General features: G+C 67.6%; 17 protein-coding genes. 3 read left to right on the forward strand and 14 right to left on the reverse strand.

The features are described from left to right. Nucleotides 1–21 precede the first annotated feature (21 nt). Nucleotides 22–420, forward strand: a complete 399-nt coding sequence (locus tag ACWDTI_RS05545) for a YchJ family protein (RefSeq protein ID WP_449737049.1) — start codon at nt 22–24, stop codon at nt 418–420. A gap of 203 nt (nt 421–623) precedes the next feature. Then, on the forward strand, nt 624–2,765 hold the full coding sequence (locus ACWDTI_RS05550; RefSeq protein WP_449737050.1) for a glucose PTS transporter subunit IIA: 2,142 nt from the start codon (nt 624–626) through the stop codon (nt 2,763–2,765). Between the two features lie 74 nt (nt 2,766–2,839). Here ACWDTI_RS05550 and ACWDTI_RS05555 read toward each other — a convergent pair whose 3' ends face one another. The 3 genes from ACWDTI_RS05555 to ACWDTI_RS05565 are packed head-to-tail and all read right to left on the reverse strand — an operon-like array spanning nt 2,840 to nt 5,236. Then, a complete protein-coding gene (locus ACWDTI_RS05555) occupies nt 2,840–3,721 on the reverse strand; it encodes a sucrase ferredoxin (protein WP_449737051.1) in 882 nt (293 codons plus the stop codon). After that, nucleotides 3,718–4,953, reverse strand: a complete 1,236-nt coding sequence (locus ACWDTI_RS05560) for a cupin domain-containing protein (RefSeq protein ID WP_449737404.1) — start codon at nt 4,951–4,953, stop codon at nt 3,718–3,720. The genes ACWDTI_RS05555 and ACWDTI_RS05560 overlap by 4 nt, the downstream gene beginning before the upstream one ends. A 28-nt stretch (nt 4,954–4,981) precedes the next feature. Continuing rightward, nucleotides 4,982–5,236, reverse strand: coding sequence for a BatC protein (locus tag ACWDTI_RS05565; protein WP_449737052.1), 255 nt, complete (start codon nt 5,234–5,236; stop codon nt 4,982–4,984). 132 nt (nt 5,237–5,368) lie between these two features. Here ACWDTI_RS05565 and ACWDTI_RS05570 point away from each other — a divergent pair, with 132 nt between their 5' ends. Then, nucleotides 5,369–6,094 (forward strand): DUF998 domain-containing protein, encoded by a 726-nt coding sequence (locus ACWDTI_RS05570; RefSeq protein ID WP_449737405.1) that lies wholly within the window; start codon nt 5,369–5,371, stop codon nt 6,092–6,094. On the opposite strand, the gene ACWDTI_RS05575 is transcribed toward ACWDTI_RS05570, so the two are convergent. From ACWDTI_RS05575 to trpC, 11 genes are all read right to left on the reverse strand, one after another. Further along, a complete protein-coding gene (locus ACWDTI_RS05575) occupies nt 6,052–7,887 on the reverse strand; it encodes an AMP-dependent synthetase/ligase (RefSeq protein WP_449737053.1) in 1,836 nt (611 codons plus the stop codon). The two genes, ACWDTI_RS05570 and ACWDTI_RS05575, sit on opposite strands and share 43 nt — an antisense overlap. A gap of 123 nt (nt 7,888–8,010) precedes the next feature. After that, nucleotides 8,011–9,942, reverse strand: a complete 1,932-nt coding sequence (locus ACWDTI_RS05580) for an ABC transporter ATP-binding protein/permease (protein WP_449737054.1) — start codon at nt 9,940–9,942, stop codon at nt 8,011–8,013. A 94-nt stretch (nt 9,943–10,036) separates the two neighbouring features. Beyond that, nucleotides 10,037–10,519: a hypothetical protein gene (locus ACWDTI_RS05585; protein ID WP_449737055.1), complete on the reverse strand. Its 483-nt coding sequence runs from the start codon at nt 10,517–10,519 to the stop codon at nt 10,037–10,039. A gap of 27 nt (nt 10,520–10,546) precedes the next feature. Further along, the gene (locus ACWDTI_RS05590) at nt 10,547–11,422 is read right to left on the reverse strand and encodes an acyl-CoA thioesterase (protein WP_449737056.1); all 876 of its coding nucleotides are present in this window, start codon (nt 11,420–11,422) and stop codon (nt 10,547–10,549) included. 698 nt (nt 11,423–12,120) lie between these two features. Continuing rightward, on the reverse strand, nt 12,121–13,554 hold the full coding sequence (gene pyk, locus ACWDTI_RS05595; RefSeq protein ID WP_449737057.1) for a pyruvate kinase: 1,434 nt from the start codon (nt 13,552–13,554) through the stop codon (nt 12,121–12,123). 180 nt (nt 13,555–13,734) lie between these two features. Beyond that, complete coding sequence (locus ACWDTI_RS05600; protein ID WP_449737058.1) at nt 13,735–15,240, reverse strand: glutamate synthase subunit beta; 1,506 nt, start codon at nt 15,238–15,240, stop codon at nt 13,735–13,737. Beyond that, nucleotides 15,233–19,804 carry a glutamate synthase large subunit gene (gltB, locus tag ACWDTI_RS05605; protein WP_449737059.1) on the reverse strand — a complete coding sequence of 1,524 codons (4,572 nt, stop codon included), beginning with the start codon at nt 19,802–19,804 and terminating at the stop codon, nt 15,233–15,235. The genes ACWDTI_RS05600 and gltB overlap by 8 nt, the downstream gene beginning before the upstream one ends. A gap of 277 nt (nt 19,805–20,081) precedes the next feature. Continuing rightward, complete coding sequence (gene lgt, locus ACWDTI_RS05610; protein ID WP_449737406.1) at nt 20,082–21,809, reverse strand: prolipoprotein diacylglyceryl transferase; 1,728 nt, start codon at nt 21,807–21,809, stop codon at nt 20,082–20,084. Nucleotides 21,810–21,837: 28 nt separating this feature from the next. Continuing rightward, a complete protein-coding gene (trpA, locus tag ACWDTI_RS05615; RefSeq protein WP_449737060.1) occupies nt 21,838–22,668 on the reverse strand; it encodes a tryptophan synthase subunit alpha in 831 nt (276 codons plus the stop codon). Continuing rightward, nucleotides 22,665–23,918 (reverse strand): tryptophan synthase subunit beta, encoded by a 1,254-nt coding sequence (gene trpB, locus ACWDTI_RS05620; protein WP_449737407.1) that lies wholly within the window; start codon nt 23,916–23,918, stop codon nt 22,665–22,667. The genes trpA and trpB overlap by 4 nt, the downstream gene beginning before the upstream one ends. A gap of 91 nt (nt 23,919–24,009) precedes the next feature. Continuing rightward, a complete protein-coding gene (trpC, locus tag ACWDTI_RS05625) occupies nt 24,010–24,828 on the reverse strand; it encodes an indole-3-glycerol phosphate synthase TrpC (protein ID WP_449737061.1) in 819 nt (272 codons plus the stop codon). Nucleotides 24,829–24,837 lie beyond the last annotated feature (9 nt).

The raw sequence follows: 24,837 nt of genomic DNA on the forward strand, positions 1-24,837 counted from the left end.
CCAGGTACTACGCTGACTCCGATGAGCGAGCACCCCGACGACGATCGCTGCCCGTGCGGCTCGGGCCTGGACTTCGCCGAGTGCTGCGGTCCGATACTGCGCGGCGACCGCAAGGCCGGCACTGCCGAGGCGCTGATGCGATCCCGCTTCACGGCATTCGCCGTCGACAACCGCGACCACCTACTCGCGAGTTGGCATCCACGTACCCGGCCGCGCAACCTCGTTCTCGACCACGCCATGCAATGGATCGATCTGGACATCGAATCCACGACCGGCGGAACACCTTTCGACTCCACCGGGGAAGTCACGTTCGCCGCGAACTACCGCATCAACGAGGTCCGCGGCACGCTGCACGAGCGCAGTCGCTTCGAGAAGTACGAGGGCAGCTGGGTGTACGTCGACGGCGTGGTGGTCCCCTGAGATCCGTCGCGGGCCCGATCACGACGTGAGCAACATGTATCTCGGCCAAACTGAGACCAAATGGTTTCCGTACAGGGTTGCCCAAGTGACCACACCGCGATCTAACAGGGACTAGCATCCGAAGAGCTGGGCATGTGTCGAGCGACTATCGAGGCACGCGCCCGGTGAGTGATCCAAAGCGTCGTCACTCACAGAGGAGAGCTATGTCGTCCCAGTCAGCAGCCGAGATCGTCAGAGCGGTCGGCGGTCCCGGCAATATCCAGAGCCTCACCCACTGCGCCACGCGCCTGCGGTTCCAGCTCAATGACAACTCGGCCATCGACCAAGGACAGGTCGAGGCCATCGATGGGGTCTTGGGAGCGGTTTCGCAGGCGGGCAACCGTTATCAGGTCATCTGCGGCGGTGGTGTGCAGACCGTCTACAACGACATCATGGCGCTGCCAGAGATGTCGACCGTCGGGCAGCCCTCAGACGCGGAGGTCAAGGCGGCCGCTCGAGCCGGCGGTCCACGCGGCAACAGGGCCTGGCTCGATTCCCTGTTCGAGTACCTCTCGGACTCGTTCCGCCCGATCCTCGGCGCCCTGCTCGGAGCGTCTCTGTTCATCACGTTCATGTCGCTGATGGCGACCCTGGACGTGATCCCGTCGTGGAACGCGCCCGGCGTCACACTCGAGCCGTCGTGGGCCTTCATCAACCTGTGCTGGCAGTGTGTGTTCACCTTCCTTCCGTTGATGATCGCCTACAACGCGTCGAAGAAGCTCGATGCGGACCCGTGGGTCGGCTTCGCCATCATGGCGGTGCTGATGTTGCCCGGCTACACGGCACTGGGTGAGGAAGCGACCTCGCACACCATCTTCGGGTTCACCATCAAGACGGTCGACATCTTCGGTATCCCGCTGACGATCAACGACTACAGCTCGCAGGTCTTCCCGCCGCTGCTGATGGCCGCGGTGCTCGGACCGTTGTACAAGCTGCTGAAGAAACTGATCTCCGAGAACATCCAGCTGATCTTCGTGCCCTTCTTCGCGATGTTGATCATGATCCCGTTGACCGCGTTCATCATCGGCCCGATCGGCGTGTACGTCGGTGCCGGCCTGGGTGATCTGCTCAAGTCGATCAACGACTTCTCCCCGTTCATCTTCGCGATCATCATTCCGCTGGCATATCCGTTCATGGTGCCGCTGGGCCTGCACTGGCCGATCAACGCGATCATGTTGATCAACATCCAGACCCTGGGCTACGACTTCATCCAGGGCCCGATGGGCGCTTGGAACTTCGCGTGCTTCGGCGCCACCGCCGGTGTGCTCGTCCTGGCGCTGCGGGAGCGTGATGGACAGATGAGACAGACGGCGACCGGCGCGCTCGCGGCCGGTCTGCTCGGCGGTATCTCCGAACCGTCCCTGTACGGCATCCACCTGCGGTTCAAACGAATATATCCGCGAATGTTGGTGGGCTGTTTCATCGGCGGTCTGATCATCGGTATCGGTGGCGGTGTGCACACGAATGCCTTCGTCTTCACCTCGCTGCTGACGATCCCGGCCTTCGATCCGCTGCTGCTCTACGGCATCGCGGTCGCCGCGGCGTTCTTCGTGGCGATGGCGCTGGTGATGATGTCCGGCTACCGGACACCCGAGCAGCAAGCACAGTTCGAGGCCGCCCGCGCCGCGGGTCTGGAACGTTCGGGTGCGATCCCGATCGACGACAGCGCCGAAGGAGTGGCCGCGGCGGCCGCTTCCGCGGCAACCGTCGCACCGCCGTCGTCGGTGTCGAGTGGCGCCGGAGCGGCCGCGGCCGGCGGTGCTGCGGCTGTGGGCGGTGCAGCGGCGGCCACCGCAGCTGCGTCGACGAACGGTTCGGCGGGCGCCAATGGTGCGGTCACCCAGATCGGGGCTCCGCTCGAGGGCGAAGTCGTTCCCCTCAGCGATGTCCCCGACCCCGTGTTCGCCAAGGGCACGATGGGCGGTGGCGCGGCGATCCTGCCGTCCGGTGACACGGTGTACGCACCGGCCAAGGCGACAGTGGTGGCGGCACAGCCGACCGGACATGCCTTCGGGCTCGTCCTCGACGGTGGAATCGAACTCCTCATCCACGTCGGTATCGACACCGTCCAGATGAACGGTGACGGATTCGACGTCAAGGTCAAGGCGGGCCAGAAGGTCGAGGCGGGCACTCCGCTCGTGACGTTCGACCGCGCCAAGATCGAGGCCGCCGGTTATCCGATCATCACCCCGGTGGTGATCATGAACACCAAGAAGTTCGCCTCCGTCGAGAAGATCGCGGACGGGCAGGTATCGGTGGGAACGCCGATCCTCGCGGTCGAGGCGAAGGCACCCGCCACGGCCTAGACCGGCACCGTCTGATCGGCACGAGATTCCCCGGACCGCGCCAGCGGTTCGGGGAATCGTCGTCTGTGAGCGCTTCAGGCGCCCATCGACACGAGCACGAACTGCCGCACCTTCCCGGCGACCCCGGCGGTGCAGGTGGAGCGCAACGGCTCGGAGAAACGTTCGGCGAGCACGACTTCGATCGGTCCGTCGTCGCCGGTGAGCCGAACGTGGATGCGGTGATCGACGTGGGCGACCTCGATCGGGGTGAGCGCGTCGATCCGGTCGTCCCCGGTCTCCCGGCGCACGAAATACTGTGCGGCCTGCACGGCGTGCGGCACCGACGTCCTGCCCCGAAGCAACGAATTCTCCAGTCGCCCATCGACGTATCGGCGGACGAGATCGGCCGCATCGACGGCAGTGTCGACGCGGCCGTAGCAGAGACCGTGCGGGAGGACGAGCATCGTCGCGGCGAATCGGTCACCGCCGAGATGTGAACACTCCCAGGTCCAGTCGGGGTAGGCGGCGGCGATGGCGGCAGTCGCCGCCCGTCCGCGCACCGCGCAGCACTGGTCGTGCTTGCCGTGCGCGCAGACTGCCACCACGGGATCGGTCGTCGGTTCACCGTCCGAACCATCCAGCGCGAGATCCAGGTAGCCCTCGGGACCGGAGACCTCACCACGGTGCATCGTCTCCGCGCCCGGAGTGGAGTGTGCGACGAACCAGCGCCACCGCCGCGTGGCGGCCCGTCGACCGTGCCGGCGGATCGCGACGATGCGCATCCCCGCGGTCTCGAAGCGGCGCACGATCGACCGGCCGAGGTCGGGGTCGATGGTGCCGGGCGATTTGAGGAACGCGGAGTGTCCCCACGGCCCGGCCAGTTCGAGGAGCAACCACGAGGCGCCGGCGGACGCGGTGCCGTACATCGGGTCGTCGCGGTCGATGGACTGATCGCTGCACGGACGGCGATCGGTCATGCGGTGGTCTCCGGCGCGGAGATCGGCTCCTGCGCCACGATCACGGCCTCTCGCATCAGCCGGCGGATCACCACCAGCGAGTCCGGCGTGTCCAGTCCGGGGAGGGCACGCGCGTCGGTCACCACCCCGGCATGCAGCGCGTCCACGGCGGGTGCACAGACCCCCGGGAACGTGACGGTGCGATCGGGCAGCCGCAGTTCGACGCGGTCGCCGTTGCGACGGATCGTCGAGACGAGTCCGTGCCGCCATCGCACCGGAGTGGTCTCGTCGAGGTCGGTGATGGCGGTCAGGGTGGCCAGCGGCCGGACCGCGACCGGCCGCGTCCGGTCGGCGAACTGTGCGGTGAGGTGCGTCGCCGCGGACTCCCCGACGGCGGCGGTGTCGTCGCGCAGCGCATCGATCAGGCCGGCCACGGTCTTGGACACGATCGCGGCGGTCTCGTCGGGGTCGGTGAGGTCGACGCCCAGCGGCAGCGATGCGCGGAGATCGGCCAGCCCCGCGAGCTCGTCGACGACGGCCCGCACGACGTCGTACGCGGTGACCGGACTGACGCCGACCGTGAGATGAATCGATGTGTCCCCCAACGCCTTTGCCGAGTGCACCCATCCGCGTGGGAGGTAGAGCGCATCGCCGGGCTCGAGCACGGCGTCGATGACCGGATCGTCGAGCACTCGTGATTCGATCGCCGCGCGACGGTCGGTCCAGGGTTGGGATACCAGCGGATCGGCGTGGACCGGCGCGTGCACCGTCCAGTGTTTGCGCCCGGCGGTCTGCAGCACGAAGACGTCGTGCACGTCGTAGTGCGGATCGAACCCGCGGTGCGCGGGCGGCGTGATGTAGGCGTTGGTCTGCACCGGGTGACCGAGGTCGTCGACCATCGCACGCGCGAAATCGATGACCGGCGGCCACAACCGGTGCAGTCCCTGCAGCACGATCGTCGCGCCCGCCGCGAACTGCTTGAGCACCTTCGCCGAGTCGATCTGATCCGGCATCTCCGCGCCGAAACCGGCCGGGCCGACGTAGCAGTCCCGGGCGACGAGGTCGCCGTCGCGGGCCATGCGGATGAACGGTGTACGCACCCCGCGTTCGCTGATCAGTTCGTCGACGTCGTCCGACGAGAGCAGATCGTCGAAGCCGCGAGGGAGCGTCGTCGCACGACTGTGCAGCGGCCGTCGTCCCCAGAACTGTGTCGCGAAGCTGTCCGCGTCGACGGCGATGCAGCGACTCAGCATCGTCTTCGGGGCGTTATCACGGTGGAGCTCAAGCAGTTCCGTCCGCACCGCCGTCATGACCCGCGGGGTTGGAGCCACCGTCGGCGGGTCCTTCACCGGCGTCTGCGCTACCGTCCGCACCGCCGTCGTGTCCGTCCGGGTTGGAGCCGCCGTCGGCCGGACCCTCGCCCGCATCCGCGGTGCCGTCTGCTCCGCCGTCGTGTCCGCCCGGGTTGGAGCCGCCGTCGGCCACGCCCTCACCGCCGGCGCTGGAGGTGGTGATGTCGTCGTCGTCGAGTGCCATCTTCAAAGTCCTCTCCTCGTCCGGAGCCGCTGGGGTGCGGGACTCCTGATCTCCACTATGGCGAGAACCTCCGACAAGTTCGCTGAATTGGCGAGATCCCTGCGCCTTTCGTGATCTGCGTTCCCCGATAGGCTGGCCGACGTGAGTTCGTGGGCAGTTCGCGGTTGGGCCGCGGCGGTACTCGTGGCGGTGGCCGGGATCTGCTATTCGTCGTGGGTTCTGGAGTTCTTCTGGGCGACCCCGCTGGACCCGTTGCGAAGTTTCCTCAGCGAACTCGACGCGGTCAATCGGCCCCATCGGGGGGTCTACGTCGCCGGCGACGTGACGACCGCCTGCACCTCACTGGCCGCTGGTCTCCTGCTGCTCATTCCGCGGCCGCTGTTCGGCGGCTGGAAGGCGATCACCGCGGTGGCCGCACTCGCCGCGTTCGGCGCCTCGACGCTGGCCGACGCGCTGCTGCCCATCGAGTGCATCCCGGGTATCGACCCGGGCTGCCCGGTGGAGCCGAGTGGCCTGTTCCCGCAGCTGCACCACATCCATGCGCTGACCAGCACGCTGGCGGTGTTCTCGATCTTCACCGCGATGGTCGCGGCCACGATCGTGAGCTATCGCGACCGGATCTGGCCGTTGATGCGCACTGCCGGACTGGCAATGCTGGTGATCGTCGTCGTCTCGACCGTGTGGATGCTCGCCGCCGACAACGCGCACGGCGACTACCGTCTGGGGCTGGCCCAGCGTATTCAGGTCGGCGGCATGACCGTGTGGCTCGTGCTGTGGGGCGTGGCGATCGCGCTCGCGGTCCGCGCGGCCACCTCTCAGCGCAGGTCGACGACGCTCTCGCCGGCCGCCGACTCGTAGAGCTCACCGATCTGCGGCGCGTACTTGTCGGCGATCGGCTTGCGCCGCAACTTCATCGTCGGGGTCAGCTCGTCGCCGCCGGGATCCCAGGCGGCCGGGACGATGGTGAACCGTTTGATCTGTTCCACCCGCGACAGGGTGCCGTTCCCGACGGTGATGGCGGTGGTCACCTCCTCGAGAACCTCTCGCCTCGACGACAACGTCGCGATGTCGGCGTCGGGGATGTTGAGCATCTTCGCCCGGGCCGCGGCGGCGTCCGGATCGAGGACCACGAGGGCGGCGATATACGGTTTGCCGTCGCCGATCGCGACGACCTGGCCGATCAGCGAGGAGGCCGCCTTCATCGCGTTCTCGATGTTGGTCGGCGACATGTTCTTGCCGGCCTCGTTGATGATCAGTTCCTTCTTGCGGTCGACGATGGTCACGTTGCCGTCGTCGTCGATGGTGGCGATGTCACCGGTGGCCAGCCAGCCGTCGTCGTCGATGGTTTCGGCCGTCTTGTCGGGCTGCTTGCGGTAGCCGCGCATGACGACCGGGCCGCGGATGAGGAGTTCGCCGTCCTCGGCGAGTTTGGCCTCGACCCCGGTGATCGGGGCCCCGACCGTACCGATCTTCATGTTCTCCGGCAGGGTCATCGTGGAGACGCCGGTGGTCTCCGACATCCCCCACACCTCGAGCACCGGAACGCCGAGGCCGAGGAAGAACTGCAGCACCTCGGGCGGGATGGCTGCCGCACCCGAGCCGGCCCACTTGATCTCGTCCATGCCGATGGCGGCGCGGACCTTGTGCAGCACCAGTTTGTCGGCCAGTCCGTGCTGGACGCCGCCGAGCAGGCCGGCGCCGTGGCCGTCGAGTTGGGCTTTCGCCGCCGCCGCCCCGGCACCGAGCGCCCACGAGGCGAGGTTCTTCTTGACCGGGCTGTGCTCTTCGGACAGCTTGGCCTCGATGCCGGCGCGGATCTTCTGCCACACCCGCGGGACACCGAAGAAGAAGGTCGGACGCACCTCGGGCAGTGCGGCGGCGATCTCCCGCGGGTCGGGCACCGTGGTGACCTGGATGCCGCGCACCATGTTCGCGGCGTGCGAGGAGACGCGGTCGGCGATGTGCGCGGCGGGCAGGTATGAGATCACCCGGTCGTCGAACCCGACGTCGACGTGCTCGGCGAGTGCCGCGAGCTCGGCGATCATGTTGCGGTGGGTGATCTCCACGCCCTTGGGTGGACCGGTGGTGCCCGAGGTGTAGATGAGCGTCGCGAGATCCTCGGGCTGCACCGCCCGCCACGAGGCCTCGAAGTCGAACCCTTCCGGCGCGGCGGTGTCCTCGAGTTCGGCGAGCGTCATCGCCTGATCCGCGGTCCCGTCGACGACGACCGTCGTGGCCACTCCCGTGTTCGCCGCCCGCAGCGCGGGGAGGAACACCTGCTCGGTGATCACGATGGTGTTCTCGGCGTTGCCGAACAGGTACTCGATCTGGTCCGGGGAACTGGTGTTGTAGATCGAGAACGGGATCGCCCCGAGATGCAGCGCGGCCGTGTCGACGAGATGGAACTCGGGCCGGTTGGTCAGCATGATGCCGACGGTGTCCCCGTGCTTGACCCCGAGGGCCGCCAGGCCACCCGCGATCGCCCGGACCCGGCGGGCGTACTCGCTCCAGGTGACCTGCTGGATACCGCCGACGGTCCGCAGCGCGACCGAGTCCGGCCGGAGTCGCACGGTTTCCTGGAATCCCTCCGGCAGCGTGGCGACCGCGGCGCCACTCTGGTGCGGAAAAGTGATCGTTTCTGACTGCGCCATGACCGATATCCTCGCTTCACCCGACTGTGTGGTCACGCTCACAGTACTGGCCGGTGATCAGTCGGGAGTGCGATCTGCCGAATTGGTAATGCAATGGTAAAGAAGCGACGTCAGCAGGCTGATTCAGGACCCGCTCGGCGGCGCTCCGGCGGTGACCGGGCTGAGTTCCCATCCGCCCTCGCCGGTCAGTTCGAGCATTTCGGTGTGGTGCTGATCGGTGGTGCTGCGGTGGCTGACCGACACGATGATCGTCTCCGGCAGCTCGCTGCGGATGAGCGAGTACAGCGCATACTCCAGCCCCTCGTCGACCGCAGAGGTCGCCTCGTCCATGAAGACGACCTGCGGACGCGTGAGGAGGATGCGCGCGAAGGCGACGCGTTGCTGCTCGCCCGGCGAGAGAACCTTGGCCCAGTCCTCCTCCTCGTCGAGGCGCTCGGTCAGGTGTGGCAGGAAGACCTGCTGCAGGGCCCGCTTGATGGCGTCGTCGCCGACGTCGTCGGGCAGGGCCGGGTACGCGACGGCGGTGCGCAGGTCGCCCAGCGGAATGTAGGGAATCTGCGAGAGGAACAGGGTGCCGTTGCCGCCGGGCCGATCGAACTCACCGCCGACGAAGGGCCACAGTCCGGCGAGGCCTCGCAACAGCGTCGTCTTCCCGGATCCCGACCGGCCCTTGATGACCAGGGCGTCGCCGGGTGAGAGCGACAGATTCAGATCGTGGATGAGCTGGTTGCCGTCGGGAGTGCTGATGTCGACGTCGGAGAGGCGGACCATCCGATCGCGGTCCTCGGTACGGATCGTGGGGAGTTCCCGCGACTTGCTGTTGGCGTCCTCGAGTCCGTCGAGCCGATAGAGCGATGCGCGCAAGTCGGCGAACGAGTCGTAGGACTCCCGGAAGAACGACAGCGAGTCGTGCACGTTGCCGAAGGCGCTCGCGGTCTGGTTCATGTCACCGAGCTTGATCTCACCGGCAAAGAACCGTGGGGCCTGGATGATGTAGGCGAACACCACCGACAGCTGGTTGATGACGAAGTTCCACCCGCTGAATTTGAGCGTCCGGTAGATGACCTGCCAGAAGTTCGCGACCACCGCGCCGAACCGCTCGAGCAGCCCGGCCTGTTCGCTGCCCTGGCCCCGGTAGAGCGCAACGTTCTCCGCGCCGTCGCGGACCCGGACGAGCGCATAGCGGAAGTTCGCGGTGAGACGTTCGCGGAGGAAGTAGAGGCGGATGAGCGGCCGGCCCAGCCGGAAGGCGACCACGGTGGACACCAGCACGAAGAGGTAGACGAACCACACCATCGCACGCGGGATCTCGGTACCGAAAATCGTCATCGGACCGGACAGATCCCACAGGATCTTGGTGAACGAGACGATCGTGATGATCGCCGGGACGACACCGTTGGTCGACGATCCGCCATAGCCGAACACGAGCTGCCGACTCGAGGTCGCCACGTTCGTGATGTCGGACTCGATGCGCTGATCCGGGTTGTCCACGCCCGGCTGGATGTGCGCGTCCTCACCCTTGATGCCCAGATCGACGAATCGGTTGCGGTAGAACGCCATTCCACCCAGCCAGTCGCTGGTGTTCCGCGTCGTCATGTACTGCCGCAGCCGGATCTCGAACATGCTGCCGAGGTAGAGCTCGACCAGGGTGCGGACGACGTGGATGGTGGCCAGGATGCCGAAGATCCCCATCGCACCCCAGAAGGTGCTCTTCCCGGCGTCGAGCGCCTCCGCGTTGCCCGACGAGAATCCCTCGGCGGCGGTCTGCAACGCCGTGAACATGTCGTTGCCCTGGTAGGAGAAGAGCACCGAGAGTCGAACGCCCGAGACGGTGAGCGCGAGCAAGACCGCCACCAGGACCCAGGCGCCGACGCGCGTCGACGGGTCCGTGAAGAAGCCGCCGGTGATCCGCCAGTACTGCCGGCCCCACAGCGTGAACCGGGCCAGCAGATACCCGATGAGGAGCAGCCCGACCGATGCGATGACGAAGACGATGCCGATCCATTTGAGCGAGGCCCAGATCTCGTGCGCCCAGTCGATGCTGTACGTCGTCACACTTCCCCCATCTTCTGCGGCATGCGGCGGAGCCCGCGACAGATCGCCGAAGTCTAACCCGGCGCCGGGGTCACCACCGGGTGACGCACCGCGATCAGCCCAGCGGCCGCAATACGACGCCGGACTGCAATGCCGGTCCCGACACCGTCTCCTGTAGGACGTCGCCGATGCGTACGACATAGCCGCTCTTGCCGGCCTCGACCGATCGGGCGGAGAACGGCAGCTCGCACTGTCCGTCCTCACCGTTGCGCCGCTGGCCCAGCGAGGTCGACGCGAGTTCCGCGCCGGACTCGTCGAAGATCACGACGGGGGCTCCGGTGGTGATCTGCCGCGCTTGGATCGGCAGCGTCGAGCAGAGCACGACGCCCCGCGCGGTGAAGAACGAGCGGGACACCGAACCGATGACCAGGGCGACCACGGCCACGGTGATCAACGCGGCGACGCCGATGACGCTGACGATGATGACCGGGACACGACTGGTGCGCTGCCACGTGCGTTGTTTCAGCATCGGTCCGGGCGTCAGCCAGTACTCGGGTTGCGGTGCGCTGGTCGGATGCGTCGGCCGGCCGGGGTCCATACCGGACAGTGTGCCACCGCCGGACGGTCAGTCCTTGGGTGGGAAGTACTTGATGAGCGCTTCCTGTACGACCGAGGTCGCCAGGGTGCCGTCACGCTTCCAGAACCGCCCGGACCCCATGCCGCGCGATCCGGTCGCGACGGGCGACCGGGTGGCGTACAGCATCCAGTCGTCGAAGCGGAACTCGCGATGGAACCACATCGAGTGGTTGACCGTCGCCGCGAACAACCGGTCGATGCCCCAGGACAATCCGTGGGTGGTGATGATCGAGTCGAGCACCGTCGTGTCCGACGCGTAACACATGGCGGCGACATGCAGGATCGGGTCGTCGGGGATGACGCCGTCCGCCTTCATCCAGACCCGGTTGTCCTTGAGGGTCTCCCCCGCTTCACGGACCTTCCAGGTCGGGTCGTTGGCGAAGCGGATGTCGATCGGGTGCAGCGCGTTCACGAAAGTCGCGATCTGCTCCTCGTAGCCCTTGAAATGCTCGCCGAGCGGCGGGAGTTCCTCGGGATAGGGCACCTGCGGGATCTCCACCGCGTGTTCGAGACCGGCCGTGTTGTCCTGGAACGCGACGAGCATGGTGAAGATCTCGGCGCCGTCCTGGATGGCGGTGACCTGCCGGTTGGCGAAGGACTTGCCGTCGCGGAATCGGGCGACGTGATACTCCATCGGCTTGTCGACGTCGCCACCCCGGATGAAGTGCGCGTGCAACGCGTGCACCGGCGGGTTGCCCCTCGTGAGGGTGCGCGCCGCGGCGACGACGCCCTGCCCCAGCAGCTGACCACCGAAAGTGCGCGCGGTCTTCTGCTCGGAGTGCTGCCCGATGAAGAGGTCGTCGCCCTGCCGCTCGACGTCGAGGAGAGCGAGGAGTTTGCCGAGATCGTCGGATTGGTCGGTCATGGGTGAAAGCCTATGCGGTGCTCAAGACCGTCCCGCAAGGGTGGCACGGTGATCTCGATGCGCGGCCGCGCAAGCTCGGGGCCTGGCTCGAAGAGCCGCCACACCCCGCTGACCGAGTAAGGCTCCGAGCTTGCGAGGTGCCGCATCGAGATCACTTGCCGTCAAAGGTAAGTGGCCTCGATGCGCGGCCTCGCAAGCTCGGTCGCTTACTCGACCAGCGAGGGTTGCGACTCTTCCTGCTCTCACGCTGGCCCCGGCCGGACGCCCGGCCTCGGTCTGGACCGACAAGGAGCGAGGGAGCGCAGCGACCAACGCGACATCCCCGGCCGGACGCCCGGCCTCGGTCTGGACTGACGAGGAGCGAGGGAGCGTAGCGACCGATGCGATGAGGAGGGAAGACCGAGGACTGAGGGCGTCAGGCCACGCCGACGGAGTCGGCCAATGTCTTCTGCCGGACGCCCGGCCTCGGTCTGGACTGACGAAGAGCGAGGGAGCGCAGCGACCGATGCGATGAGGAGGGAAGACCGAGGACTGAGGGCGTCAGGCCCGGCCGACGGAGTCGGCCAATTGGACACGGCCGGACGCCCGGCCTCGGTCTGGACCGACGAAGAGCGAGGGAGCGTAGCGACCGATGCGATGAGGAGGGAAGACCGAGGACTGAGGGCGTCAGGCCCGGCCGACGGAGTCGGCCCAATACTTCAGTGGTCCTGTTCGCCGATGCGGTGCACGTGGATCAGGTTGGTGGAACCGACGGTGCCGGGCGGGGCACCGGCGACGATGACGACCACGTCCCCTCGCTCGAGACGACCGATACGCATGAGCTGATGATCGACCTGGTCGATCATGTTGTCGGTTGTGTCGACCTTGTCGACGATGAAGGTCTCGGTTCCCCAGCTCAGCGCCAGCTGCGAGCGCACCGCCTGGGTGGGGGTGAACGCCAGCAGCGGCAGACGGGAATGCAGCCGCGCGAGACGACGCACGGTGTCACCGGACTGGGTGAACGCGACCAGGGCCTTGACCTCGAGTCGTTCGCCGATGTCGCGGGCGGCGTAGGAGAGCACGCCACGCTTGGTGCGCGGGACGTGCGAGAGCGGCGGCACGTCGCGCGGGCCCTCCTCGACGGCGCGGGCGATCCGGTCCATCGTGCGGACGGCCTCCATCGGGAACTTGCCCACCGATGTCTCGCCGGAGAGCATCACCGCGTCGGCGCCGTCGAGCACGGCATTCGCGACGTCGGACGCCTCGGCGCGGGTGGGCCGCGAGTTCTCGATCATCGAATCCAGCATCTGCGTGGCCACGATCACCGGCTTGGCGTTCTCCCGCGCCATCTGGATGGCACGCTTCTGCACCAGCGGCACCTGCTCGAGCGGCAACTCGACACCGAGGTCGCCGCGGGCGACCATGATCGCGTCGAACGCCAGCACGATCGCCTCGAGGTTGTCGATCACCTCGGGCTTCTCGAGCTTCGCGATCACCGGAACCCGCCGGCCCTTGCGGTCCATCACCTCGTGGACCAGGTCGACGTCGGCCGGGCTGCGCACGAACGACAACGCGATCATGTCGACACCGAGGTCGAGCGCGAACTCGAGGTCGGCGATGTCCTTTTCCGACAGTGCCGGCACCGACACGTTGACGCCCGGCAACGACAGGCCCTTGTTGTTGCTGACGGGACCGCCCTCGGTCACCGCGCACACGACGTCGTCGCCGTCGATGCCGGTGGCCACCAATCCGACCTTGCCGTCGTCGACCAACAGGCGGTCGCCCGGTTTGACGTCCTCGGAAAGGTGCTTGTAGGTGGTCGATACCCGGTCGTGCGTGCCGACCATGTCCTTGACGGTGATCCGTACCTCGTCGCCGGTCGCCCACATGACCTCGCCGTTCGGCGCACCGGTGTCCTCGAACTTCCCGAGGCGGATCTTCGGTCCCTGCAGGTCGGCGAGGACGCCCACCGCCTTTCCGGCGTTGTCGCCGGCCTTGCGTACCCGCCCGTACACCTCGCGGTGCACGTCGTGGGTACCGTGGCTCATATTCATGCGGGCCACATCCATACCCGCCTCGACGAGCTCTTTGAGCTTTTCGTCGCTGCTGGTGGCCGGACCCAAAGTGCAAACGATCTTCGTTCGACGTGTCACTGTGATCACCTTAGTCGGGTTGAGGTGGCATCTCTATTGAACATACGTGGCAATCCGCCGCGTCCGCCGATATTCCAGCAGGTCATCCGGTCGACGCCACCATTGGTGAACATATTGCAAACAGCTCCGGGGCGGCGAAAAGCGGTGTGCGACCCGGCTGCCCGAGAGGTCGGCCCGTGCCTACCGCACCGACAGCGGAAGCGCTGCGGGCCGCACGGGCGACGGCAGGTCGGACGCCCCCACCAGGAACTCGTCGACGGCCCGCGCCGTCGAGCGGCCCTCGGCGATCGCCCACACCACCAGCGAGGCGCCGCGGTGCGCGTCACCGCAGACGAACACGCCCGGGGCATCGGTCTGCCAGTCGCTGCCGCAGTAGAGGTCGCCGCGCCGGGTGGGCTCGAGTCCGAGGTCGTCGAGCAGCGGGCCACGCCGCACACCGGCGAAGCCGATCGCGAACAGGGCCAGCTCGCAAGGGATTTCGAACTCCTCGGACACCGGGGTGATGACACGCCGGCCGTCGGGCTCACGCTGGACCTCGACCTCGGCGAGCACCATCGTCGTGACGTTGCCGTCGTCGTCGCCGACGAAGCGCTGCACGGCCACCTGGTATTTGCGTTCGCCGCCCTCGACATGTGCCGACGACGTGCGCATGATCAGCGGCCATGTCGGCCACGGCGAGCGGGTGTCGTCGCGGTCGTCGGGCAGCGCCGGGTTGTAGTCGAGCTGGACGACGGATGCGGCGCCCTGGCGGTGCGCGGTTCCCAGGCAGTCGGCGCCGGTGTCGCCGCCGCCGATGATCACCACGTGCTTGCCCTCTGCGGTGATCGGCGAGGGCCCGTCGCCCTCGCATTCCTTGTTGGCGGGCACCAGGTGTTCCATCGCCAGGTGCACACCGCCCAGGTCACGTCCCGGGACGGGGTTGTCGCGTGCCTCCATCGCGCCGATGGCCAGGACGACCGCTTCGTGGCGGGCGCGCAGCTCCGCCACCGTCAGGTCGGTGCCGACGTCACAGTTGACGACGAATTCCGTTCCCTCCGCACGCATCTGGGCAATGCGGCGGTCGATGTCGGATTTCTGCAGCTTGTACTCGGGGATGCCGTAGCGCAGCAGACCACCGAGCCGGTCGTCGCGCTCGTAGACCGTCACGTCGTGTCCGGCGCGCGTGAGTTGCTGCGCCGCAGCCAGTCCCGCGGGCCCGGAGCCGACGATGGCCACCGATTTGCCGGTTTTCGAGGCCGGCGGCTCCGGACCGATGATGCCCTCCGCCCACGATTCGTGGGCGATGGTCTTCTCGATCCGTTTGATGGTGACGCTGCCGCCGGTGGTGGAGTCGGAGATGGCCAGCACGCAGGCGGCCTCGCACGGCGCCGGGCACACCATGCCGGTGAACTCGGGGAAATTGTTGGTGGCGTGCAGCCGGCTGCTCGCCGCATCCCACCGGCCGCGCCGGACGAGGTCGTTCCATTCCGGGATCAGGTTGCCCAGCGGGCAACCCGCGGTTCCGGAGTGGCAGAACGGGATTCCGCAGTCCATGCACCGGCGGCCCTGCTCGGACACCTCGGCGAGTTCGCCCAGCGGGTTCTCCGAATGTGCGTACACGTCCTCCCAGTCCTGCACACGTTCGGCCACCGGACGGTACTTCGATTCCTTCTTCCGGATTTCCAGGAATCCGCGTGGGTCAGCCACGTGCCGCCTCCATGATCGCTGAATCGACGTCGCGTCCTTCGGCTTCGGCCATCCGGGCCGCGTCGAGTACTCGTTTGTAATCGGTGGGCATCACCTTGGTGAAGCCCAGGCAACGCCGCGGCCAGTCGGCCAGCATGGACGCGCCGATCGCCGAGCCGGTGAGTTCGGTGTGTTTGGCGATGGTGTCGCGCAGGAAACCGAGGTCGTCGGGGTCGGGTCGCAGCAACTCCACCATCGCCATGTTCACCTTGGCCGGGTCGAGGTCGTAGACGTAGGCGATACCACCCGACATGCCGGCCGCCAGGTTGCGACCGGTGGGTCCGAGGATCACCACCCGCCCGCCGGTCATGTATTCGCAGGCGTGGTCGCCGACACCTTCGACGACGGCCGTGGCGCCGGAGTTGCGCACCGAGAACCGCTCGCCGACCCGCCCGCGCAGGAACACCTCACCGGAGGTCGCGCCGTACAGGATGGTGTTGCCGGCGATCACCTGATCCTCGGCGATGAACCAGGCGTCCGGGTCGGGTGCGACGACGATCTTCCCGCCGCACAAGCCTTTTCCGACGTAGTCGTTGGTGTCGCCGGACAGCTTGATGGTCACGCCCGGCGGCAGGAATGCCCCGAGCGACTGACCGGCCGACCCGGTGAGGTTCACCACGATGGAGTCCTCGGCGAGTCCGTCGGCGCCGTAGCGGCGGGTCACCTCCGACCCGAGCAGCGTGCCGACGGTGCGGTTGACGTTGCGGACCGGCAGCTCGAGGCTGACCGGATGCGCGTCCTCGAGCGCCCCCTCGGCGAGCTGGATCATCGTCTGGTCCAGCGCATGTTCGAGACCGTGTTCCTGCCCGCGCATGCGGCGGGTCGGACCCTTGTCCTCGTAGGTGCGGAAGATCGGCGACAGATCGAGTCCCTTGCTCTTCCAGTGCGCCACCGCGGTGTCGGTGTGCAGCCGCTGCGACTGCCCGATCGCCTCGTCGAGGGTCCGATATCCCAGCTGCGCCAGGTACTTCCGGACGTCCTCGGCGATGAACCGGAAGAAGTTGACCAGATGTTCGGCCTGGCCGGTGAACCGCGAGCGCAGCACCGGGTTCTGGGTGGCGACACCGACCGGGCACGTGTCGAGATGGCAGACGCGCATCATGATGCACCCGGTGACGATGAGCGGCGCGGTGGAGAAGCCGTACTCCTCGGCGCCGAGCAGCGCGGCCATGATGACGTCGCGGCCGGTGCGCAACGCGCCGTCGCACTGCACGGTGATGCGGTCGCGGAGACCGTTGAGCATCAACGTCTGCTGGGCGTCGGCGAGGCCGATCTCCCACGGGGTGCCGGCGTGCTTGAGCGAGGTGAGCGGCGAGGCTCCGGTCCCGCCGTCGTGCCCGGAGATGAGGACGACGTCGGCGTGCGCCTTGGACACACCGGTCGCCACCGTCCCGACGCCGACGGCGCTGACCAGCTTGACGTGGATGCGGGCGTCGGAGTTGGCGTTCTTCAGGTCGTGGATCAGCTGAGCGAGATCCTCGATCGAGTAGATGTCGTGGTGCGGCGGCGGCGAGATCAACGCGACGCCGGGCGTCGAGTGCCGGGTCTTGGCGATCCACGGATACACCTTGTAGGCCGGGAGTTGGCCGCCCTCACCGGGTTTCGCGCCCTGAGCCATCTTGATCTGGATGTCGGTGGCGTTGATCAGGTAGTCGCTGGTGACGCCGAAGCGCCCGGACGCGACCTGTTTGACCGCACTGCGCCGCTCCGGGTCGTAGAGGCGGTCCACGTCCTCGCCGCCCTCACCCGAGTTGGATCGGCCACCGATCCGATTCATCGCGATGGCGATGGTCTCGTGCGCTTCCGCGGAGATCGATCCGTAGCTCATGGCGCCGGTGTTGAAGCGCTTCATGATGTCCTCGACCGGCTCGACCTCGTCGAGCGGCACCGGATCCCGTCCGGACAGATCGAGTTCGAACAGGCCGCGCAGCGTGCCGCCCTCGCGGGATAACTCGTTGACCTCGTCGGAGTATTTCTGGAAGACGGCCTCTTTGCCCGACTTGGTGGCGTGCTGCAGCAGGAAGATCGTCTCCGGGGTGAACACGTGCAGCTCGCCCTCGCGGCGGTACTGGTATTCGCCGCCGACCTCGAGCCGCCGGTAGACCTGTTCGGTCGGGTTCTCGGCGAACGCGCGATGGTGGCGGATGCGGACCTCTTCGGCGAGTTCGTCGAGTCCGACGCCCTCGATCCGCGACACCGTGCGGGTGAAGTACTCCTTGACGACCGCCGACGAGAGCCCCACGGCCTCGAAGGCCTGCGATGCCGTGTAGGAGCTGATGGTGGAGATGCCCATCTTGCTCATCACCTTGAGCACGCCCTTGCCGAGCGCCTCGATGTAGTTGCGCTTGGCCTTGGACGGCCGCACGCCGGTGAGCTCGCCCTCGGCGATGAGGTCCTCGATGGACTCGAGCGCGAGGTGCGGATTGACCGCTGCCGCGCCGAATCCGATGAGCAGTGCGATGTGGTGCACCTCGCGGGCGTCGCCCGATTCGACGACAAGCGCCACCTTGGTCCGCTCCTTGGTGCGCACCAGGTGATGGTGGACCGCGGAGATGGCCAGCAGCGACGGGATCGGAGCGTGCTCCCGATCGGTGTGGCGGTCGGAGATGACGAGCGTGGTGTGCCCTTCGGCGATGGCCTGGCTGGCGCGGTTGCGCAGGTCCTCCAGCGCCGCCGCGAGTCCGGCGCCGCCCTCGGCGACCGGGTACAGGCCGCGCAGGACCGTGGCCGAGAGTCCGGGGTTGTCGCCGTCGTCGTTGATGTGGATGAGCTTGGCGAGGTCCTCGTTGTCGATGACCGGCCAGTGCAGCTGGATCTGACGGCACGACGCCGCGGTCGGGTCCAGGAGGTTCTGTTCGGGTCCCATCACACGCGCCATCGACGTGACGATCTCCTCGCGGATGGCGTCTAACGGCGGGTTCGTCACCTGCGCGAAGAGTTCGACGAAGTAGTCGTAGAGCAGCCGGGATCGCTTGGACAGCACCGCGATCGGGGTGTCGGTGCCCATCGAGCCGAGTGGTTCGTACCCCGACGCGGCCATCGGGGTGAGCAGCACGCGCAGGTCTTCCTCGGTGTAACCGAACGACACCTGGCGGCGCACGACGGTGTCGTGGTTGGGCTTGTAGACGGGGCGGGTGGGCAGTGTGGCGATGTCGAGGAGGCCGGCGTGCAGCCATTCGTCGTATGCCTCGGCGCCGATCAGATCTCCCTTGACCTCTTCGTCGGGGATGATCCGGCCCTGCGCGGTGTCGACGAGGAACATCTTTCCGGGCTCGAGGCGGCCCTTGGAGATGACGTCGTCGGTGGGCACCGCGAGGACCCCGGCCTCCGAGGCGAGGATCACGCGGCCGTCGCGGGTCTGCCACCACCGTCCGGGCCGCAGCCCGTTACGGTCGAGGACCGCACCGACGACGGTGCCGTCGGTGAACGTGACGCAGGCCGGGCCATCCCACGCTTCCATCAGGGACCCGTTGAACTGCAGGAACGCCCGGCGTTTGGGGTCCATGTCGGCCACGTTCTCCCACGCCTCGGGCACCATCAGCATCACCGCGTGCGGGACGCTGCGGCCACCGAGGTGCAGCAGTTCGAGGACTTCGTCGAGCGAGGCGGAGTCCGAGGCCTCCGGCGTGCAGATGGGGAATGCGCGCTTGAGGTCGCCGGGGATGAGGTCGGTCTCGAGCAGCGCTTCCCGGGCGCGCATGCGGTTGCGGTTGCCGCGCACGGTGTTGATCTCACCGTTGTGTGCGACGAAGCGGAACGGGTGCGCGAGCGGCCACGACGGGAAGGTGTTGGTGGAGAACCGGGAGTGCACGATGGCGATCGCGCTCATGCAGCGGTCGTCGCGCAGGTCGTCGTAGTAGAGCGGCAACTGCATCGTCGTGAGCATGCCCTTGTAGACGATGGTGCGGCTCGACAGCGACGGGAAGTACAGTCCGATGCCGGCTTCGTCGATGGCCGGGGTGACGCGTTCGGCCTGCTTGCGGAACGGATAGATGTAGCGGTCGAGATCGATGCCGCCGATGCGCGGCTGCCCGGCGGGCGGGTCGACGGTGACGAACAGCTGCATCATGAACGGCATGCAGCCGAGCGCGGTTTCGCCGATGTCGGCGCGGACGGCGTCGACGGGCAGTTCACGCCAGCCCAGGATGGTGACGCCCTCGGCGTCGGCGAGCGCGGAGACCCGGTCGATGGCCCGTTCCCGCAGGGTCGGATCGGCGGGCAGGAAGCAGGTGCCCGCGGCGTAGGTGTTCTCCCCTTCCGCAGTCGGTGCGGGCAGATCGAAATCGACCACCGCGCGGAGCAATTCGTCGGGAAGCTGGATCAAGATGCCGGCGCCGTCGCCGCTGTTGGCCTCGGCGCCCGCGGCGCCTCGGTGTTCGAGGTTCTCCAGGGCGAGCAGCCCGTCGGAGACGATCGAATGCGACCGTCGGCCGTGGATGTCGGCGACCATGGCGACACCGCACGAATCGACTTCGGCCTCGGGGTCGTACAGACCCTGCTTGGCCGGCAGCGCAGAAAACAGCATTTCGAACCTCCACTCGACTCGATGACGAATCGCAATGCTCGAATGTCCGGTGGGACAACGCTGGCCCGTGGAGCACTATGTCAGCGCACGAGACTCAGGCTGTGTTCGTGCACCGTTGGGTGAATCTTCACTCTATCCGACGGGGTGCGCCGGTGCGGTGTTGTCGGGGTGCGGCCGGGCCGTGGTGGCACCCGGGCTTGGGTAAACGCCCAGGGTGCAACGTCGTTCCCTGGTTGTGCAGTCCGGGAACGAGGTAGGGACCTGGGAGGTTGGCCGATCAGGAGTCGGTGGGTGTCCAGGGCTTGCCGTCGGCGGTTTCGTCGGTGCCCTCGATGATCTCGCCGTCGAGGTCGGGGTCGTCGTCGACGATCTCGGCGGGGCCGCCGGCGTCGGTCGACTGCCCGTCGGCGAGGGCGGGTTCGTCCTCGTCGGTTCCGGCGGCATCGCGGTCGCCCTCGTCGTCGGCCCGGTCCTCGGCCGCCTCGGCGAGGCCTTCGGAGACCTCATCGGGATCGTCTGCGGTGGTGTCGGGGGTGCCGGTGTCGGCGACCTCGGTGTCGGCAACCTCGGTGTCGGCAACCTCGGTGTCGGCAACCTCAGTGTCGGCAACCTCAGTGTCGGCAACCTCAGTGTCGGCAACCTCAGTGTCGGCAACCTCAGTGTCGGCAACCTCAGCGTCAGCGACCTCAGCGTCAGCGACCTCAGCGTCAGCGACCTCAGCGTCAGCGACCTCAGCGTCAGCGACCTCAGCGTCAGCGACCTCAGCGTCGGCGACCTCAGCGTCGGCGACCTCAGCGTCGGCGGCCGCAGTCTCCCCGACCTCGGTCTCCCCGACCCCGTCCCCGGCCGCTACCGTGGCGGCTTCGACATGGTGGCCCTGCAGATCGACGAGTTCGCTCTCGTCGTCGGCCTCCTCGTCGTGAACCTCGTCGCCGTAGTCTCCGTCGTCGTACTCGTCGTCGGGCTCGGCGTCGTCGTTGAGGTAGAAACCCTCGACGTCCTCGTCGCCGTATTCCTCGTCGTATTCCTCGTCACCGTAGGGATCGACGTAGCCGACGACGCCCGCCTCGGCGAGTTCCTCGGCCCTGGCCGGGTGGTACATCGTGAGGCCTTGTTCACGCCCCTTGGGTGCGACGACGAAGTACACCGCGGCGCAGGCGAACACGATGATCGCGGTGAACACGTTGATCCGGACGCCGAAGATGTGGGTTGCCGGATCCGAACGCATGAGCTCGACACCGAACCGCCCGACGCAGTAGCCCGCGACATACAGCGCGAACAGCCGCCCGTGACCGATGCGGAAGTAGCGGTCGACGACGACCAGCAGTACGACGACGAACAGGTTCCACAGCAGTTCGTAGAGGAACGTCGGGTGCACGATGGTCACGACGTGCCCGTTGGAGACCCCGGCGATCAGCCCGGGGTCGGCGTTCCCGGCGGCGTCGACACGCTCGTAGATCTTGAGTCCCCACGGAAGGTCCGTCGGACGCCCGTACAGCTCCTGGTTGAAGTAGTTGCCGAGGCGCCCGATGGCCTGGGCCAGCAGGATCGGTGGTGCGAGGGCATCACCGAACGGCGGCAGCTTGATGCCGTGCCGGCGGCAGCCGATCCATGCGCCGAGCGCACCGAGCAGTACCGCACCCCAGATTCCGAGACCACCGTCCCAGATCTTGACGGCGTCGATCGGGGTCTTGGGGCCGTCGCCGAAGTAGGTGCGCCAGTCGGTGGCGAGGTGATACAGCCGGCCGCCGATCAGACCGAACGGGACCGCCCAGATGGCGACGTCGAGAACCTCGCCGTCCTGACCGCCACGCGCCTTCCACCGGCGGTTGCCCCACCAGACGGCGACGATGATGCCGACGATGATGCACAGCGCATACGCCCGCAGAGGGAGCGGCCCGATGTACCAGACACCCTGCGGAGGGCTGGGGATGTAGGCCAGGATCGTCGAGCTCAGCGAGGTCGATCCATCGAGCGTTGTCGGCCCGGCAAGCGATGTCGGCAGCGTCACCGTGCCACCCTAGCCGACGGGGTCACGGCCGCCGGTCGGCCGCCCGCACGCCCTCGGCGAGTTCACCGACCAGTGCCGCCAACTCGTCGGTACCGGCCTTCGCGGCACTCACCAGCGCGGATCCGACGATGACGCCGTCGGCGTAGGCCGCGATCTCCGCCGCCTGCGCGCCGCTGCGCACCCCGAGGCCGACGCCGATCGGGATGTCGGAGTGGGCGCGCACCCTGGCACACAGCTCGGGTGCGGCGTTCGACACGGCGTCCCGGGCGCCGGTGACACCCATCGTCGACGCCGCGTAGATGAAGCCGCGGGAGGCGTCGACGGTCATGGCGAGTCGCTCATTGGTCGACGACGGCGCGACCAGGTAGATGCGGTCGAGGCCGTACTCGTCGGAGGCCGCATGCCACTGCGCGCCCTCCTCGGGAATGAGGTTTGGGGTGATGATCCCGGCGCCGCCGGCGTTCGCAAGGTCGCGCGCGAAGTTCTCGACACCGTAGGCCAGCACGTTGTTCCAGTAGGCCATCACGACGGCCTGACCGCCGGCGGCGGTGATCGCCTCGACGGCGACGAACGTGTCGCGCACCCGGAAACCCGCGGCGAGGGCGGTGTCGGCGGCCTCCTGGATGGTGGGTCCGTCCATCACCGGGTCGGAGTAGGGCACGCCGACCTCGATGATGTCGCAACCGGCGTCGACCATGGTGCGGAAGTGTTCCACCGACCCGTCGACGGTCGGATAGCCGGCGGGCAGATAGCCGATGAGTGCGCTGCGGCCCTCCGCGCGGCAGGCGGCGAAGGTGGGACCGAGCTTCGACGGTGCGGTGTGGGCGATCGTCGTCGTGGTCGCCTCGCTCATGCCTTCTCCCCTGCGTCGTCCTGCGACCGCGGTTTCTCGAACAGGCCGAACCACTTGGCGGCGGTGTCGACGTCCTTGTCGCCACGGCCCGACAGGTTGACGATGATGACGGCCCCGGCGCCCAACTCCTGGCCGAGTTTCATCGCACCGGCGACGGCGTGCGCCGACTCGATCGCCGGGATGATGCCCTCGCGGCGGCTCAGCAGCGCGAGCGCGTCCATCGCCTCGGTGTCGGTGATCGGCCGATACTGCGCGCGCCCGGTGTCCTTGAGGTAGGCGTGCTCGGGCCCGACGCCGGGATAGTCGAGTCCGGCGGAGATGGAATGCGACTCGATGGTCTGTCCGTCGGAGTCCTGCAGCAGATACGAGTAGGCACCTTGGAACGCGCCGGGTGTGCCGCCGGTGAAAGTGGCTGCGTGACGGCCCGTTTCGACGCCGTCACCGGCCGCCTCGTAGCCGACGAGCTTGACACCGTCGTCGTCGATGAACGGGTGGAAGATGCCGATGGCGTTGGAGCCGCCGCCGACGCACGCGGTGACCGCGTCGGGCAGCCGGCCGATCCGGTCGAGGATCTGCGCACGGGTCTCGAGTCCGACGACGCGCTGGAAGTCGCGCACCATGGCCGGGAAGGGATGCGGGCCGGCGGCGGTGCCGAAGCAGTAATAGGTGTTGTGCGCGTTGGTGACCCAGTCGCGCATCGCCTCGTTGATGGCGTCCTTGAGGGTCGCCGACCCGTTGTCGACGGCGATCACCTCCGCACCCAGCAGTCGCATGCGTGCGACGTTGAGGGCCTGGCGGTCGGTGTCGACGCGGCCCATGTAGATCACGCATTCCTGACCGAGCAGCGCGCATGCGGTGGCGGTGGCGACACCGTGTTGTCCCGCACCGGTTTCTGCGATCACCCGGGTCTTGCCCATGCGCTGGGCCAGCAACGCCTGACCGAGCACGTTGTTGATCTTGTGCGACCCGGTGTGGTTGAGGTCCTCGCGCTTGAGGAAAAGCCGTGCGCCACCGGCATATTCACTCATCCGAGTGGCCTCGTAGAGCGGTGAGGGCCGACCGGTGTATTCGCGTTGCAGCCGGTCGAGTTCGGCCAGATAGTCGTCGTCGCGCCGGAGTTTGAGGTAGGTGGCGGTCACCTCGTCGATGACCGCCATCAGCGCCTCGGGCACATGCCGGCCGCCGTAGACCCCGAAGTGGCCTCCCTCGTCGGGTTCGATCGAGGTGCGGGTGGTGAGGCCGACACTCATCGGCGGAATGACGGTGTCGGGACGATCGGTGTTCGCGGTCACGGCCTTCTCATCAGTCATCGGCGGTTGCGCGCACGGCCCAGAAGTGCCGTCAGCGAACCGGTTTCGGGCAGGAGGGGTGGGTACCCGCGGTCACCAGCTCGGACACGGCCGCACGCGGGTCACCGCTGGTGACCAGGCCCTCCCCGACCAGCACGGCATCGGCCCCGGCACCCGCGTACGCGAGCAGATCCGCCGTACCGCGGACGCCGGACTCGGCGATCCGGATCACCTTGGTGGGCAGTCCGGGAGCGATGCGGGAGAAGCAGCTGCGGTCGACCTCGAGGGTCTTCAGGTTCCTCGCGTTCACGCCCACCACCGACGCGCCGGCCTCGAGTGCGCGGTCGGCCTCTTCCTCGGTGTGCACCTCGACGAGCGCGGTCATGCCGAGGCTCTCGGTGCGGTCGAGGAGGGAGGCGAGGACGTTCTGTTCGAGTGCCGCGACGATCAGCAGGATGACGTCGGCACCGTGTGCCCGCGCCTCGTGGATCTGATACGGACCGACGATGAAGTCCTTGCGCAGCACCGGAATGCTGACGGCGGCGCGCACCGCGTCGAGGTCGGCCAGCGAGCCGCGGAAGCGTCGCTGCTCGGTGAGGACACTGATGATGCGTGCGCCACCGGCCTCATACGCGCTCGCCAGATAGGCGGGGTCGGGGATGTTGGCGAGGTCGCCCTTGGAGGGGCTCGCACGCTTCACTTCGGCGATGACGCCGATGCCCGGCAGGCGCAGGGCAGCCATCGCGTCCTTGGGCTCGGGGGCCTTCGCGGACGCCGCCTTGACCGCCGCGTAGTCGACCACGGCTTCGCGCGCGGCGACGTCGGCCTTCACTCCTTCGATGATGGAATCGAGGACAGTCGGCGTACTCACGACCCGTGA

The organism is Gordonia sp. NPDC003424, assembly GCF_053588655.1.